Annotated in this window: 13 protein-coding genes; 4 read left to right on the top strand and 9 right to left on the bottom strand. The window is 61.4% G+C overall.

The annotated features are described in order from the left end of the window. Positions 1-908: 908 nt before the first annotated feature. Together ppa and VCA57_RS14840 are read right to left on the bottom strand one after the other, a co-directional pair. Positions 909-1436: an inorganic diphosphatase gene (gene ppa / locus VCA57_RS14845; RefSeq protein ID WP_341438136.1), complete on the bottom strand. Its 528-nt coding sequence runs from the start codon at positions 1434-1436 to the stop codon at positions 909-911. Between the two features lie 77 nt (positions 1437-1513). After that, on the bottom strand, positions 1514-2353 hold the full coding sequence (locus tag VCA57_RS14840) for a zinc-dependent peptidase (RefSeq protein WP_411185827.1): 840 nt from the start codon (positions 2351-2353) through the stop codon (positions 1514-1516). A 111-nt stretch (positions 2354-2464) separates the two neighbouring features. On the opposite strand from VCA57_RS14840, the gene VCA57_RS14835 reads away from it, so the two are divergent. Then, entirely contained in the window at positions 2465-4054 is a 1590-nt protein-coding gene (locus VCA57_RS14835; protein WP_411185826.1) for a protein kinase, read from the top strand. A gap of 88 nt (positions 4055-4142) precedes the next feature. On the opposite strand, the gene VCA57_RS14830 is transcribed toward VCA57_RS14835, so the two are convergent. The 3 genes from VCA57_RS14830 to VCA57_RS14820 form a co-directional block, all read right to left on the bottom strand. Next, positions 4143-4610 (bottom strand): GNAT family N-acetyltransferase, encoded by a 468-nt coding sequence (locus VCA57_RS14830; RefSeq protein WP_411185825.1) that lies wholly within the window; start codon positions 4608-4610, stop codon positions 4143-4145. A 180-nt stretch (positions 4611-4790) separates the two neighbouring features. Continuing rightward, positions 4791-5603, bottom strand: coding sequence for an ethanolamine ammonia-lyase subunit EutC (gene eutC, locus VCA57_RS14825; RefSeq protein WP_411185824.1), 813 nt, complete (start codon positions 5601-5603; stop codon positions 4791-4793). Positions 5604-5618: 15 nt separating this feature from the next. Further along, complete coding sequence (locus tag VCA57_RS14820; protein WP_411185823.1) at positions 5619-7013, bottom strand: ethanolamine ammonia-lyase subunit EutB; 1395 nt, start codon at positions 7011-7013, stop codon at positions 5619-5621. Positions 7014-7254: 241 nt separating this feature from the next. Between VCA57_RS14820 and mpl the strand changes: the two genes are divergently transcribed. From mpl to VCA57_RS14805, 3 genes are all read left to right on the top strand, one after another. After that, positions 7255-8607: a UDP-N-acetylmuramate:L-alanyl-gamma-D-glutamyl-meso-diaminopimelate ligase gene (gene mpl / locus VCA57_RS14815; protein WP_411185822.1), complete on the top strand. Its 1353-nt coding sequence runs from the start codon at positions 7255-7257 to the stop codon at positions 8605-8607. Between the two features lie 247 nt (positions 8608-8854). Beyond that, positions 8855-9487, top strand: coding sequence for a flavin prenyltransferase UbiX (gene ubiX / locus VCA57_RS14810; RefSeq protein ID WP_411185821.1), 633 nt, complete (start codon positions 8855-8857; stop codon positions 9485-9487). Beyond that, positions 9480-9779, top strand: coding sequence for a YceK/YidQ family lipoprotein (locus VCA57_RS14805; RefSeq protein WP_411185820.1), 300 nt, complete (start codon positions 9480-9482; stop codon positions 9777-9779). The genes ubiX and VCA57_RS14805 overlap by 8 nt, the downstream gene beginning before the upstream one ends. Before the next feature lie 70 nt (positions 9780-9849). On the opposite strand, the gene VCA57_RS14800 is transcribed toward VCA57_RS14805, so the two are convergent. The 4 genes from VCA57_RS14800 to VCA57_RS14785 all read right to left on the bottom strand — a co-directional run bounded on the left by VCA57_RS14800 (position 9850) and on the right by VCA57_RS14785 (position 14880). Then, a complete protein-coding gene (locus VCA57_RS14800; RefSeq protein ID WP_411185819.1) occupies positions 9850-10329 on the bottom strand; it encodes a YbaK/EbsC family protein in 480 nt (159 codons plus the stop codon). Positions 10330-10503: 174 nt separating this feature from the next. Continuing rightward, the gene (locus VCA57_RS14795; RefSeq protein WP_411185818.1) at positions 10504-11370 is read right to left on the bottom strand and encodes an MBL fold metallo-hydrolase; all 867 of its coding nucleotides are present in this window, start codon (positions 11368-11370) and stop codon (positions 10504-10506) included. A 248-nt stretch (positions 11371-11618) separates the two neighbouring features. Further along, a complete protein-coding gene (locus VCA57_RS14790) occupies positions 11619-13391 on the bottom strand; it encodes an acyl-CoA dehydrogenase C-terminal domain-containing protein (protein WP_411185817.1) in 1773 nt (590 codons plus the stop codon). Between the two features lie 118 nt (positions 13392-13509). Continuing rightward, positions 13510-14880, bottom strand: a complete 1371-nt coding sequence (locus VCA57_RS14785; RefSeq protein ID WP_411185816.1) for a solute carrier family 23 protein — start codon at positions 14878-14880, stop codon at positions 13510-13512. Positions 14881-15000: the final 120 nt, after the last annotated feature.

The following is a 15000-nucleotide window of genomic DNA, read 5'->3' as shown; positions in this document are numbered from 1 at the left end:
CCCACAAGGAGGCGGGTTTTTTTTGCGCGTAATGTGCGCGGTATGGCCTATGCCGGCCGCTTTACCGTAAGCTCGCCAGCCGCAATGGCGGCCCGTTGGTGGGAAACGTGTGCGGTATCCAGTGCCCCGCCCAAACCATTAGCAATAATCAACTTGTTCGCGCCATGAGTATTCTTGGGCGAATGTGCATCTGCATGGGAAATGGCCAAAAGCCGGCTAGATAACGATTGTCTAGGTGGCGCTAGGTCAGCTTTATGCTATAAGCGAGCAACTCATGGTTACTGTGGCGGTTTTTCTCCACTAAGCCCTGTGTGCCAGGTGCTACTTCTCTCGCCATGCTCGCCGCTTACGTGTTTATTGCCCTATAGCGTCAAGTTGGTTTGCCTGGGGCTGAGCCGCTATGCGTTAGTGTGGAAATCGCTCGCCCAACAGTTCGATCAAAGGCCCTCAGCGAGGGCGTCTGACATGAAGAGTGCGGCAGCCTTTTTAGGGTTGGTTCTCCCGCGCCTTACCGCGACCCTGGCCTCTAGGTTGTGTATGCGCTTGTGCTCGGGAGTTATCGCCTTGCGGCGCGCAGATGTTGTGTTGTCACGCTCACTGCGCAGTCGCTCTAGCTGTCGACGTAACCTACGCCCATTGGCTGCAGGCGGCGGGAATTGAATCGCCTTGATGCAACACCAGGCCGGCTGCTTCGAGTTTGCAATCGGTACGGAATGATCTTTTGGTTACTTAAACGCCTTATTGCTGGGCGACGCTTAAGGCCCTAGCGGAGCATGCGGGTTCATTGAGCCACAACAGCAGCGGCTCTTTACTCATATAGGTTGTCAGGCGCTAATTCGGGCGGGGGAGGGTTATTTTAGGCAATAAAAAAGCCGGCTTGTGGCCGGCTTTTAGGGGGTGGTCACTACTTATTTTTGGTAAGCAGCGACTGCCTTGAGAATCAGGCCGCGGGCTTCTTCAGCGCCGCCCCAGCCTTCAACCTTGACCCATTTGCCTTTCTCGAGATCTTTGTAGTTCTCGAAGAAGTGCTTGATCTGTTCGATCAGCAGGGGTGGCAGGTCGGTGTATTCCTGAACGTCTTTGTACAGCACGGTCAATTTGTCGTGCGGTACGGCAACCAGCTTGGCGTCGCCGCCAGCTTCGTCGCTCATGTGCAGTACGCCAACCGGGCGAGCACGGATGACCGAGCCTGGGGCAACTGGATATGGGGTCACAACCAGCACGTCGAGGGGGTCACCGTCGTCAGCCAGAGTGTGCGGGATAAAACCGTAGTTGGCCGGGTAGAACATCGGGGTGGCCATGAAACGGTCGACCATCAGGCAATCGATGTCGTGGTCGATCTCGTATTTGATCGGTGCGTGGTTAGCCGGGATTTCGATAGCGACGTAGATGTCGTTCGGCAGGTCTTTACCAGCTGGGATCTTGCTGTAGCTCATGGGGCGACTCCCGAGGGTGGGCCAAAAAAGTGGCGCGATTATAGGCATATTCCCTCGGTGTTGCTACGCCGGGATAGTTAGCCATTGGTCGCTAAAGGCCTGTCTTCTGTCTTGCGCGGATAGGCCAGGTTATTGGCCTGGAGCTGTTGCAGGCGGGCTAGTGGGTCCTGGCGGTAGAACAGCGATAGCTGCGCATAAACCGCTGGGAAGGCCTGCGCCAGCAGGTCGGGGGCGCTGAAAAAGTACTCGCTGGTGACGGCGAAGAACTCTGCCGGATTCTCTGCTGCATAAGCGTCGATGGCGGTTTTGGCCTGTGGGTTGGCGTCCAGCTCGGCGTTCATGTGGTCGAAGGCGTTCTGCATGGCCTTGGACCACTCCTCTACATGCATGTTGCCATGCAGGGGCGGCAGGCCGTTGGCGTCGCCGTTGAGCATATCCAGCTTGTGCGCCAGTTCGTGGATTACCAAGTTGTTGCCGTCCCACTGACCGCTGGCCTGTACCCCTGGCCAAGCGAGGATTACCGGGCCTTGTAGCCAGGCCTCGCCGCTGTGCGCGGCATCCCACTCATGCACCACGCCGCTGGCGTCGCGGTGACGTTGCGGGCTGACGAAGTCATCCGGGTAAAGGACGATTTCATGAAAGCCCTGATACCAGTTGAGGTCAGCCAGGTGCAGCAAGGGGAGTTCGGCCTGCACGGCCAGTAGCAGGCGGGTGTAGTCGGTGAGTTCGACCCCGGGCAGGGCGCTGAGGTGTTTGTGCTGCAGGAACAGCACGGCGCGCTCGCGCAGGCGCTGTTGTTCAACGTCATCCAACCCATCAAGGATCGGTAGCTGCTGCATGACGGCATGCCACTGCGCGCTGTCGACAGGATGGCGGGCGAGGATGCGTTTGCGACGCCAGGCGTGTAACGACCACATGGGGTTTGCTCGGGGGTTTGGGGTGTTTACCATAAAGCCGGGGTGCGGCCCTGGGCAAGTCGGCACAAAGGCTGCACAACATTGCTGTCCGCAACCCAGGGAGGGCAGCCAATGTCGATCGAGCACGTGCATCATCCCGCAGTCAAATTGCTCTGCGGCAATGGTCTTGACCTGGCAACTCAGGCGGCGCGTGCGCGTGCGACCTGGTTGCCGGGGCGTGAAGGGCGGCCGCCAGTGCTGTTGATCGCGCTGCTCTGGGCGCGCGAGTGCCCAGATGTGGTGCGTACGCTGGAGGCGTATCTGGATGGTCTACTGGCCGACTGCTGTTGTACGCCCGCTGGCTGGAGCGAAGCCCAGGCCGCGCGGCAGGTGCTGGCGGGGTTCAATCAGCAGCTGTTTCGTCAGCGCCAGGCAGGGCGCGGCCTGGCTCAGTTAAATGCCGGGTTATTACTGGTGCAGAACGGCGAAGCGCAGTTTCTCCAGGCCGGAGCCATTGGGCTGTGGCGCTCTCAGCATGGCCACGCACACAGCTTGCTGGGGCGCGAAGGTATGCAGCTTGGCGAGCAGGCCGAGCTGGCGCTGGTGCAGCACCGCCTGACGCTGAGCCCTGGCGAGTTGTTGTTGCTGGCACCTCAACCATTGCTGGACGTGGCGGATCTACAAGGCCTGCATGGTGCCAGCGCCGCGCTGAGTGGCGATGCGTTGTCTGAGCTGCTAGCGCCGCTCTTGCAGGCTCCTGGCGCGGCGGTGCTGCTGCTACCGGATGTCGCTGAGGAGGTGCCTGTGCTGGCACCGCGTGCGCCTTGGCTGGCGGTGGTCAAGGCACAACCCGGTTTACAGCTGGATGGCTGGACACTGCTGTCAGCGTGCTCTTATGGCCCGCCGGGGCGGGTATTTCATGCCGTCGATCCACGCGGCCGCGAGGCGATGTTGTGGTTGTCTGAGCACGATGCGGATGAAGCCTTCTGGCTGCGCGAATGGACGCTACGCAGCAGCCCAGTGGTCAGCTTGCCGCAAGTCGTGTCTTCGCATCAGCCGCGCGAGCATGCGTTCTGGTTGTTTGAATTGCCGCCCAAGGGCATGCGCAGTCTGTTCGACTGGCTTGCGGCGCGTGGCCCGGTGGATGGCGTAACGGTGCTGGTTTTGCTTGAGCAGTTGATTGCGGCTGTGCGTGGTTTGCAGCGGCGCGGCATGCAGGGGTTGTGGTTGGACCCGCGAAATATCCTGGTGGATGACGGCGGCCGGGTGTTGCTGCTGCCTGAGCATGCCGCGCTGTTGCCCGGTGTGGCGCAACTGCCATTGCCTGAACAGGCGGTGCCGCTGGCTCCTGAGGCGCGTGGTGGCGCGGCGCTGGATGGTCGCGCAGACCAGTTTGCCTTGGCCGCACTGGCGTATTGGCTGATTTGTGGGCGCTGGCCCGAGGTGGCGCAGGTGGATGCCGGTAAAAACTGCCGCTATGTGCCGCTGGCGCAGTTCAATCTGCGTGTGCCGGTGGGCTGGGATGGCGTGCTGGCGCGGGCCTTGGCACCTAAGGCTGAGGCGCGTTTTGAGGCGTTGTCGGAGTTTCAGCATGCCTTGCGGCAACCGTTGCGGCAGCAATCCGCGTCTGCGTTACGTGGGCGGCGTTATCGCCAGCATTGGCAGCTCTCGGCAATTGGTGTGCTGGTGGTGCTGGGGATGGGGTTGTGGCTCAGCCTGTAAGCCGAGCGTTCGCCTCGGCTTGAGTTGGTCAATGAGATCAAGCCGCTTAAGCCAGCTGCGCATTGCGCGCCGCTGGCTGCGGGTTGCCTTAGGGCGCGGTGAAGTCTTCGGTAATCGGCAGGACAAAGCTCTTGAACTCGGTATCTTCGGTGAAACCGATGGATTCGTAGAGCTTGTGTGCGACGGCATTGTCGACGCTGGAGGCGACGCGCATACGCACGGCGTTGGTGTCTTTGGCCATCTGCTTGGCGGTTTGGATCAGGCGGTCGGCTACCAGTTGGCGGCGTGCGTCCTGGCAAACGTAAATATCGTTGAGAATCCACACGCGCTTGAGCGATAGCGAGGAAAAGCTCGAATAGAGCTGGCAGAAGCCGAGGATTTTATCTTCGTCATCGGGCATCGCCAGGTAGATCACCGACTCTTTGCGGCTGATGCGTTTTTCCAGAAATTTGCGCGAGGAGTCAGGGTAGGGCAGTTGGCCGAAGTGTTCGCGGTAATCGACGAACAGTGGCGTGAGTTGATCCAGATGCTCCAGGGTCGCTTGGACAATGCGCATGGTGAGCCTCTACTTCAGTCGTGTGGATGGCTTTGGCAACACGGCAGCGCTGCCTGTGAACGTTCCCGATGCTGCCTAAAGCATTTGGAAAGCGCAATCCAAACAAGCGTTTGGATGTTTTCGCTGAGCGTATCTGCTTGCTTTCGAGCGTTCCCCTGAGCCGCCAATCGCATGCGCGGCCTAGCCCAGTAGAAAGTTCTCGCGCTGCACGCCGCCTGTCAGCAGCGGCACTTCGGCTTCATCCTTCAGGTTGACTCCCGACAACTGGCGGCGGCAGCCTTCGCGCATCAGGTACAGCAGGCGATGGCTGGCCATGCCGTAGCTCAGGCCTTCTAAACGTACGTTGGAGATGCAGTTGCGGTAGGCGTCGGTCAGGCCAACCTTGGGCGCGTAGGTGAAATACAGACCGAGGCTGTCCGGCGAGCTAAGGCCCGGGCGCTCGCCGATCAGGATCACCACCATGCGCGCGCCGAGCAGTTCGGCAACTTCATCTGCCACCGCCACGCGGCCCTGGCTGACCAGCGCGACGGGCGACAGGCTCCAGCCCTCGGCCAGGGCTTGCTCCTCAATGCGCTCCAGCATGGGCAAGGCATGGCGATGGACGGCCAGGGCTGAAAGGCCATCCGCGACCACGATGGCCAGGTCATAACCTGCTGGATTGGCAGCGCGATGCTGGCGCAGCAGTTCGGCGGACTCGTCGCTCAGGCGTCGGCCCAGATCTGGGCGTTGCAGGTAGGTGTCGCGGTCCTTGGCGGCGCTGTGCAGCAGCAGGCTTGGCCGCTCCCGGCTGGCCAGGCTGGCGGTCAGGGCGGCGTGGTCGAATGGCAGGTGCACGGCATCGCGGGCCTGGGCGTGAGCGAATTGGAAATCCAGCTGGGCACGGGTTGGCATGCTGGTGCCAGCGCGGCCGAGGGCGATACGCGCTGGCGTTAGATTACGCAGTTGCTGCCAGGGGTTTTCGTTGGCACTGCTAAGTGGGCTGTCGTCGTACATAAGCTGCTCCTGTGCCTAGCTCAGCTGTGCCAGTGCCTGGCGAAACGCCGGCGGCAGGCTGTTGCTCAGGTGCGGGCGACCGTCTGCCTGAGTCATGATGCCCATGCGCTGTAACCAGTCGGCGAACTCGGGGGCTGGCTTCAGTCCGAGGCTCTGCCGGGCATACAAGGCGTCATGGAAGGAGGTGGTCTGGTAATTGAGCATTACATCGTCGGAGCCGGGGATGCCCATGATGAAGTTGATCCCGGCCACGCCGAGCAGGGTCAGCAGCACGTCCATGTCGTCCTGATCGGCTTCGGCGTGGTTGGTGTAGCAGATGTCGCAGCCCATCGGCAGGCCCAGGAGCTTGCCGCAGAAGTGGTCTTCCAGGCCGGCGCGGATGATCTGCTTGCCGTTGTACAGGTACTCCGGGCCGATAAAGCCGACCACGGTATTCACCAGAAACGGCTTGAAATGGCGGGCCACCGCATAGGCGCGGGCCTCGCAGGTTTGCTGGTCGAGGCCGTGGTGCGCGCCGGCAGACAGCGCGCTGCCCTGACCCGTTTCGAAATACATCAGGTTGTCGCCCAAGGTGCCGCGTTTGAGGCTCAGACCGGCGTCGTAGCCTTCCTGAAGAATCTTCAGGCTAACGCCGAAGCTGGCGTTAGCCGCCTCTGTGCCGGCAATTGACTGGAACACCAGATCCAGCGGCACGCCACGGTTGATCGCCTCAATCGAGGTGGTGACGTGGGTGAGCACGCAGGCCTGGGTGGGGATTTCATAGCGGCCAATGATGCCGTCGAGCATCTTCAGCATTTCGCAGATGCTGGCGATGCTGTCGGTGGCGGGGTTGATGCCGATCATGGCGTCGCCGTTGCCATACAGCAGGCCGTCGAGAATGCTTGCGGCAATACCGGCGGGCTCGTCGGTCGGGTGGTTGGGTTGCAAGCGAGTGGACATGCGCCCGCGCAGGCCGACGGTGTTACGGAAGCGGCTGACCACACGGATTTTCTGCGCCACCAGGACCAAGTCCTGCACGCGCATGATCTTCGACACGGCAGCGGCCATTTCGGGCGTCAGGCCGGGGGCGAGGGCGCGCAGGCTGGTTTCATCCGCCTCGTCACCGAGGAGCCAGTCACGGAAGCCACCAACGGTCAGGTGGCTGACCGGGGCAAAGGCCTGCAGATCGTGGGAATCGATGATCAGGCGGGTGACTTCATCGGCTTCGTAGGGGATTAGCGCTTCATCAAGAAACTGCTTGAGTGGAATGTCGGCCAGCGCCATTTGTGCGGCGACTCGTTCACCGGCGTTGCTGGCGGCCACGCCGGCGAGAAAATCGCCTGAACGTGCTGGGCTGGCTTTGGCCATGACCTCTTTGAGGTCGTCGAAACGGTAGGTTTCACCGCCGACGCTGTGGCTGTAACCGGGCATTGTGTTCCCCTTGGGGTCTGGGCCGCGCCAAATCGGTGCCATAAGTGCTGTGCGTGCACTGTGCTGAAGATAGATGCCGACGACAGGGCGCAGAAATGGTTAGCGGGTTGGCTGATAGTAGGCCTTGAGCAACCCTTGTGCCAGAACCCGGCGGCCCGGCTGGGCCTCTGCTGGGAGGCGGCGCTGTGCTAACCTGCGGGCATTATTTTTTAGGCATTTCAGCGGTTTTTTGAGGGCACTCATGCATATCCATATTCTCGGCATCTGCGGCACTTTTATGGGCTCGCTAGCGGTGCTGGCCAAGGAACTCGGCCACCGCGTAACGGGCTCCGATGCCAATGTTTACCCGCCGATGAGCACGCAGCTCGAAGCCCTGGGCATTGAGCTGACCCAAGGTTATGACGCCGCCCAGCTTGAACCGGCACCGGATCTGGTGGTAATCGGCAACGCTCTGTCGCGCGGCAACCCGGCGGTGGAGTATGTGCTGAACAAAGGCCTGCCCTATGTCAGCGGCCCGCAATGGTTGGCTGACCACGTGCTGCAAGGCCGTTGGGTTATGGCTGTAGCCGGCACCCATGGCAAAACCAGCAGTTCGAGCATGTTGGCCTGGGTGCTGGAACATGCCGGCATGAGTCCGGGCTTTTTGATTGGCGGCGTGCCGCAGAACTTCGGTATTTCCGCACGCTTGGGCGGTACGCCGTTCTTTGTGGTCGAGGCCGATGAGTACGACAGCGCCTTCTTCGACAAGCGCAGCAAGTTCGTCCACTACCGCCCGCGCACCGCGATTCTGAATAACCTGGAGTTCGATCACGCGGACATCTTCCCGGATTTAGCCGCCATCGAGCGGCAGTTCCACCATCTGGTGCGGACCATCCCGGGTGAAGGCCTGATCATTCATCCGACCACCGAACCGGCGCTTAAGCGAGTAATCGAGATGGGCTGCTGGACCCCGGTGCAAACCACCGGTGAAGGCGGCGAATGGCAGGCGAATCTGCTTAGCGCAGATGGTTCGCGCTTTGAGGTGAGTTTTGCGGGCAAAACCGCTGGCGTAGTGGACTGGCAGTTGACTGGCCAGCACAACGTCGCCAACGCCCTAGCGGTGCTGGCGGCCGCGCGGCATGTTGGCGTGGTGCCGGAGTTGGGCATCGCTGCGCTGTGCAGCTTTATCAACGCCAAGCGGCGCATGGAGAAGGTTGCCGAAGTAAATGGCGTGACCATCTTCGATGACTTTGCTCACCACCCAACGGCGATTGCCACCACCCTGGATGGCCTGCGCAAACGCATCGGCGACGCCAAGTTGATCGCCATCGTTGAGCCGCGCTCCAACTCGATGAAGCTCGGCGCGCACCGCGATGGCTTGCCTGAATCCGTGGTACAGGCTGACTCGGTGTACTGGTACGCGCCGCCGAACCTGGGCTGGGACTTGGCCGGTACTGTGGCCACCTCAACCGTGCCGACTCAGGTGTGCGACTCGCTGGACGCGATTATCGCCGGGGTAAAAGCTGAAGCCGCGCCCGGTACTCAGGTAGTAGTGATGAGCAACGGCGGCTTCGGCGGCCTGCATGGCAAATTGGCTGCGGCGTTGGCTGAGTAATCAGTGCGTAGCCCGGATGTAGTCCGGGACAAGTTTGTAGGATGGGTTGAGGAACGTAGTGACGATACCCATCGGATTGAAGTCGATGGGTATCGCTTCGCTCCACCCATCCTACGGTGCGGTCAGTAAGCGCGTAGCCCGAATGCAATCCGGGACACAAGGTTCACCCCGGATTGCATCCGGGCTACGTGGTCGCTGCGCGGCTAACCGCGTGGTGTTATCCACTTAGCAGGTCGTTGGAGGTTTTATGAGCGGACCCGAAAGAATCACCTTAGCCATGACGGGTGCCTCTGGCGCGCAGTACGGTTTACGTCTGCTCGACTGCCTGGTGCGGGAAGACCGCGAGGTGCATTTTCTGATTTCCAAGGCCGCGCAGTTGGTGATGGCCACGGAAACCGATGTCACGTTACCGGCCAAGCCGCAGGCCATGCAGGCGTTTTTGAATGAGTACACCGGCGCGTTGCCCGGGCAGATTCGCGTGTATGGCAAGGAAGACTGGATGGCCCCGGCGGCCTCCGGTTCCGGTGCGCCCGCGGCGATGGTGGTGGTGCCGTGTAGCACGGGCACACTGTCCGCAATTGCCTGCGGTGCCTGCAATAACTTGATCGAGCGTGCGGCGGATGTGGTGTTGAAAGAGCGTCGGCAGTTGATTCTGGTGCCGCGCGAGGCGCCGTTTTCCAGCATTCATCTGGAGAACATGCTCAAACTGTCGAACATGGGCGCAACCATCCTGCCGGCTGCGCCGGGCTTCTACCACCAGCCGCAGACCATCGATGACCTGATCGACTTTGTCGTGGCGCGCATCCTCAATTGTCTAGGCGTACCGCAGGACATGCTGCCGCGCTGGGGTGAACACCATCAGATTACTGCCGATGAATAAGCCGCTGGCGCGTGCCACGGTCGCTGTGCTGTTGAGCCTGACCCTCAGCAGTTGTGCCAGCGTGCGCACCCTGAATGCAGCCAAACCGGGCGCGCCGGTGGTGTATGCCGGTACGCGTCTGGATTGGTATGCGCTGCAAGGTGGCTGCTGCGCCACTGAGCGTTTTGGCGCTGAAGCGCCGGCGTATCCGGCGGTCGATCTGCCGGTTAGTGCCTTGCTGGACACCCTGTTGCTGCCACTGTCCCTGGCGACAGCTATTGGCCTCAATCTAGGCGTCAGCGGCGGCTTGTGAGGTTTGTAGCCCGGATTAAATCCGGGGAAGACGGCAGCGGCGAATGATGGGGGGGGCTCGACTCGCTGGATCAGCAGGACTCGGTTTCCACTTCCTGGCAGACATCGATCCACTCAGCGTCGACCAATTCGGCCAAGCGTTGCGGGGCGATGCGCACGGCGCTGTGAGTTGCGCCGGCTGCTGGCAGCACTTCAGTGAAGGCCAGCAGCGAACGGTCGCAGTAAACGCTGAGCGGTGTTGCCAGGCCGAATGGGCAAACGCCGCCGACCGGATGACTGGTCAGATCGACCACAGTCTGCGCATCGAGCATGCGTGCCTTGGCACCAAAGCATTCCTTCATTTTGCGGTTATCGATGCGTGCATCGCCGCGGGCGACGATCAGCACATCGCGCTCGGCGATGCGAAAGGCCAGGGTCTTGGCAATCTGTCCGGGTGACACTCCATGCGCCTCGGCAGCCAGGGCGACGGTAGCCGTACTGGTTTCTAGCTCGATGATGACGATGTCAGGCGCCTTGGCAGCAAGGAAAGCGCGAGCAGAAGCCAAACTCATGAGACGGTTCCCCTGATCTGTTGAGATGGAAGCGCCATGTGGCGCTGAGTCCTGCCAGTCTCTGCTGGCATAGCATGCCACCCTTTCCCGGGGGCTGGCGCGGGCCGCATGAATGGTCGCGCGCAAAACGGCCATGCTGGCGCTGCAGTGCCAGCACGTCAAGGCTTGATGGTGTCAAGTCGCCAGTAGATGTGCTGCTTTTGCCGCTTCTTCAAGTCCGTAGCGGCCTTTTTCGTCGCGTTTCACCCGGCCCAGGGCGGTATCCGGGTCGTGGGTGAACACCAAGCGTCCGCCGCGTGTATGCAGGTCGGCCAGCAGGGCTTCTTTCTCTTCAATCAGGCCTTCGGGGAAGCGGTCATAGCCCATGGTGATCGGCAGGTGTACCCAGGGTGCGCCAGGGATCAGGTCGGCGGGAAACACCACCGGGCCATCGGGCATGGCAACTTCGGGGATCAGCTGGCCAGGGGTGTGGCCGTCGCTCCAGTGCAAGCGCCAGTCCGCGCCCAGTAGCTCGCAGTGCTCGGTTTCATCGACCAAGTGCAGGCGGCCGCTGGCTTCGAGTAGCTCCAGCAATTCCGGGACATAGGACGCGCGGTCGCGGGCGTGGGGCTGGCAGGCGCGCTGCCATTGGCGACGACCGGTGATGAACTGGGCGTTGGGGAATAGCAAACGTGCTGGCTGGCCGTCTTCCCAAGCGGCGAGTAGGCCGCCGGCATGGTCGAAGTGCAGGTGGGTGAGCACTACGATATCGATGTCGGCATCGCTCAGACCGGTTGCCGTCAGGCTGTCGAGCAGCACGTGGCGCTCTTCCTGGACACCGAAGCGTTGCTTCATCTCGGGGCTGAAGAACGCGCCGATGCCGGTTTCAATCAGGATATTGCGCGTATCTTCTTGCACCAGCAGGGCGCGGCAGCCGAGGTCGATGCGGTTCAGCTCGTCCGGTTGCATCCAGCGTTGCCACAGGGCTTTTGGCGCATTGCCAAACATGGCACCGCCATCAAGTTTCTGGCTGTTGCCGGTTAGGGTGGTCAGGGTTCGCATAGGCATCTCTTATTGTTGTGAGCAGCGTCGCAGGGTGGAGGACTAATCGCCTGTTAAGCCATTACACCTTAGGGTTATAGGCCGTGCTGAGGTTTCGCCTGGCGGACTGCTCAGGCGTGAGCCTCGTTATTGACTGGCTACCTGGGCAGCCAATGGCTTGAATAAAAAAGCGCGACGTCCAGAGTGGACGCCACGCAAACGCTCAACCGTTGTTCGCAGTTCCCGCCACTTGGGTGTGGTGGGTTGCGTCAGAATTGCTCGGCACGCAAGCCGTACAGCGCGTCGCTACCGGCGCGGATGCTGGCCTCCAGGCCGAGGGTGCGCGGCAGCAAGCGCGCGAAGAAGAACTCGGCTGTGGCCAGTTTGGCGCTGTAAAACGCTTCGTCTTCGCTGCACTTGGCCTGCGCCACGGCGGCCATGCGCGCCCACATCCAGGCGTAGGCGGTGTAGCCGAACAGGTGCAGGTACTCCACCGACGCTGCGCCGGTTTCGTGCGGGTTGCCCGCAGCACGTTCCTGCAGCCAACTGCTGGTGCGCTCCAGGCGCTCAACGGCATCCAGCAGCGCGGCGGCGTACGGCGCATCGGGCTGCTCGGCGAAGTGGCGAATCTCGGCGGTGAACTGGCGCAGCGCTACGCCGCCGTTGGCGATGATCTTGCGCCCGAGCAGGTCGAGGGCCTGGATGCCGTTGGTGCCTTCGTAGATTTGCGCGATGCGCACGTCGCGCACCAATTGCTCCTGGCCCCATTCGCGGATGTAACCGTGGCCGCCGAACACCTGCTGGCCGTGCACGCAGCTTTCCAGACCGTTGTCGGTGAAGAAGGCCTTGGCCACTGGCGTGAGCAAGGCAACCAGGGTTTCCGCCGCTTGCTGCTCGCTGTTGTCGTCGCTGAATTTGCTCAGGTCGAGCTGCTGGCCGACATAACAGGCAAACGCGCGGCCGCCTTCGGTAAGGGCTTTCATGGTCAGCAGCATGCGCCGTACATCGGCGTGCACGATGATCGGGTCGGCGGCTTTGTCCTGGGCTTCTGGGCCAGTGGCTGCGCGGCTTTGCAGGCGCTCGCGGGCGTAGTCGCGGGCCGCTTGGTAAGACGCCTCGGCGCAACCAATGCCTTGAATGCCGATGGACAGACGCTCGTAGTTCATCATGGTGAACATCGCCGCCAAGCCTTTATTCGGCTCGCCGATCAGGTAGCCGGTGGCACCGTCGAAGTTCATCACGCAGGTGGCCGAGGCTTTGATGCCCATTTTGTGTTCAATCGAGCCGCAGCTCACGGCGTTGCGCTCGGCCATGCTGCCGTCGGCATTGACCAGCAACTTGGGCACCAGAAACAGCGAGATACCGCGTGCGCCAGCAGGGGCTTCGGGCAGCTTGGCCAGCACCAGATGGATGATGTTTTCGGTGAGGTCCTGCTCGCCACCGGTGATAAAGATCTTGCTGCCGCTGATCTGGTAGCTGCCATCGGCTTGCGGTTCGGCCTTAGTGCGGATGATGCCCAGGTCGGTGCCGGCATGGGCTTCGGTCAGGCACATGGAACCGGCCCAGCGGCCTTCGTACATCGGCGGCAGATAGGTATTTTTCAGCTCTTCACTGGCGTGGGCGTCGATGGCCAGACAGGCCCCGGAACTCAGCGCCGAATACAGGGCGAAGCTGGAACCGGCGGCATAAAGCATCTCTTCAAATGCCACGGCGAGCATCTTGGGCATGCCCATGCCGCCGTAGGCTGGGTTGCCGGACAAACCCACCCAGCCGCCTTCGATATAGGTGGCATAGGCTTCTTTGAAGCCTGCCGGAGTGCGTACATCGCCTGCAATCCATTGCGCGCCTTCTTCATCACCGCTGCGGTTGAGCGGGGCGATCAGGCCGCCAGTCACCTTGGCGGCTTCTTCCAGAATGGCATCAGCGGTATCGGCGTCGACGGTTTCCGCTAGTGCCGGCAGGCGAGCCCATAGGCTCGGGGCATCGAACACTTCATGGAGGACAAAGCGCAGGTCGCGCAGCGGGGCGTTGTACTCAGGCATTGGCAGTTTCTCGCACAGATGCCACGCAGAACGTGGCGATTTAACGGCGCAGTAGGCGATTGCCTGCTGCGCTGTTGCAGGAATAAAAACGGCCCGCAATCAAGTGGGCCGTACACGATCAATCGGCTTCGGCGGGGCCTTTGACGGAGGTTTTTGTGGTGAATTTAAGCAAGTGGGTGCGCTCGACCAGGATGTACAGCGCCGCACCAGCAGCCAGGCCCCAGCCTGCGCCGTATACGGCGAGTACCACACCCATGGTGCCGGCGACGCCGCGCTCGGTGTTGTTGCTCAGCTGTTCAAAGCCGACCATCAGGCAGATATAGCCGGTGAGAATTAGGGTCAGCGACAGGGCAATCGGCAGGACCGGCTGGAAGAAGCTCACCAGCGGCAACATAAACAGCGCAATAAAACCGGTGATCCAGAAGGTACCTGCGCCGCTGTAGATCGAGTCCATGGCTTTGCGGCCGTACTTGTAACGCTCGGCCATAGTTGCCGCCACGGCTGTCCACAGTGGCCCGGCCAAGCCCGGATACGGCGCGAAGAAGGCATGCAGCGCGTTGCGCAGGGCGGTGACCAAATGCACACGGTCGATGTTGTTCTCGATCACTTCGTCAGTGCGCAGTTCATCGGCGCGCTGCATCAGCGATTGGCCGACGATGATGTCGCCAAACGCGATGACATAAGCAATAACCGCAGTGGGCACGGCCAGCAGGAACACATCTAAGCCAGGGAAGCCAACGCTAAACGGCAGGTAGTTCCACATCTCGGCGAAGGCTGGCGCGGTTATGCCGAATTTCACATCAGGCATCTTGTATTCGCCGACGGCGATACCGATGAAAATCGCGATCAACATACCCGGCACCATGCCGTAGTTGACGATTTTGCGCGCCAGCGGCAGGCGCTCGGTGAGGCCTTTGAACGACACTGAAAACATCAGGTATAGGCAGATCAGGCTGCCCAGCACCAGGGAGATCGGCGTGTTGGCCAGGCGACCACCGGTGGAAATTTCGCCCATCAGCGCCGCTATCCCTGCGCCGATGATGATGCCGCCTTTCATCGAATTGGGGATCAGCCTGACCAAGGTGCTGCCCAGGCGGGTGACGCCGAGAAACAGGAAGATCACAAAGACCAGAAACTGCAGGGCAAACAGCGCCTGAATCGCCTCCGGGCCGGGTTTGAAATTGCCGAGAAACAGCAATACAACCGGAATGCCGGGGGTGATCCAGCCGGGCACGAAGGGCACACCGAGCAGCGCCGGCAGCATAAAGCCAACACCACACACCACGACATAGGCGAGGGCCACGTCGTAGGGCAGGCCGAGGTATTTTTCCAACAGCGGGATCATCGCCAGGCTGACCACGAACATGATCAGCGCTTGCAGCATCTCCGCGGTTTCCCAGCGGTAGTGGACAAAGGGCAGGCGCACCTTGAACGGGCCGACTGGCCAGTGCGGTTGTTCGTCGCCGTCACGGCGCTTAAAAATTTGCATAAGGGTTCTCCGTCGGCCGCCAGGGCCGGTTTTATTGTTGTTGTGTAAACGGTGTGTGCTTGCCGTAGCCCGGGTGCAATCCGGGGAACCGGGTGAGTGGTTCTTGGATTGCAGCCGGGC

The organism is Pseudomonas sp. (assembly GCF_046581935.1).
In the GTDB taxonomy this organism is placed as follows: domain Bacteria; phylum Pseudomonadota; class Gammaproteobacteria; order Pseudomonadales; family Pseudomonadaceae; genus Aquipseudomonas.
The sequence above is the reverse complement of the archived record's forward strand: the minus strand, read 5'-3'. Positions and strand labels throughout refer to the sequence as shown.

Excerpts from the sequence above, each read along its gene's own strand:
- eutC (WP_411185824.1), bottom strand. The coding sequence starts at position 5,603 with ATGTACGACGACAGCCCACTTAGCAGTGCCAACGAAAACCCCTGGCAG.
- VCA57_RS14795 (WP_411185818.1), bottom strand. The coding sequence starts at position 11,370 with ATGCGAACCCTGACCACCCTAACCGGCAACAGCCAGAAACTTGATGGC.
- ubiX (WP_411185821.1), top strand. The coding sequence starts at position 8,855 with ATGAGCGGACCCGAAAGAATCACCTTAGCCATGACGGGTGCCTCTGGC.
- VCA57_RS14800 (WP_411185819.1), bottom strand. The coding sequence starts at position 10,329 with ATGAGTTTGGCTTCTGCTCGCGCTTTCCTTGCTGCCAAGGCGCCTGAC.
- ppa (WP_341438136.1), bottom strand. The coding sequence starts at position 1,436 with ATGAGCTACAGCAAGATCCCAGCTGGTAAAGACCTGCCGAACGACATC.
- VCA57_RS14790 (WP_411185817.1), bottom strand. The coding sequence starts at position 13,391 with ATGCCTGAGTACAACGCCCCGCTGCGCGACCTGCGCTTTGTCCTCCAT.
- VCA57_RS14840 (WP_411185827.1), bottom strand. The coding sequence starts at position 2,353 with ATGTGGTCGTTACACGCCTGGCGTCGCAAACGCATCCTCGCCCGCCAT.
- VCA57_RS14820 (WP_411185823.1), bottom strand. The coding sequence starts at position 7,013 with ATGCCCGGTTACAGCCACAGCGTCGGCGGTGAAACCTACCGTTTCGAC.
- VCA57_RS14830 (WP_411185825.1), bottom strand. The coding sequence starts at position 4,610 with ATGCGCATTGTCCAAGCGACCCTGGAGCATCTGGATCAACTCACGCCA.
- mpl (WP_411185822.1), top strand. The coding sequence starts at position 7,255 with ATGCATATCCATATTCTCGGCATCTGCGGCACTTTTATGGGCTCGCTA.
- VCA57_RS14835 (WP_411185826.1), top strand. The coding sequence starts at position 2,465 with ATGTCGATCGAGCACGTGCATCATCCCGCAGTCAAATTGCTCTGCGGC.
- VCA57_RS14805 (WP_411185820.1), top strand. The coding sequence starts at position 9,480 with ATGAATAAGCCGCTGGCGCGTGCCACGGTCGCTGTGCTGTTGAGCCTG.
- VCA57_RS14785 (WP_411185816.1), bottom strand. The coding sequence starts at position 14,880 with ATGCAAATTTTTAAGCGCCGTGACGGCGACGAACAACCGCACTGGCCA.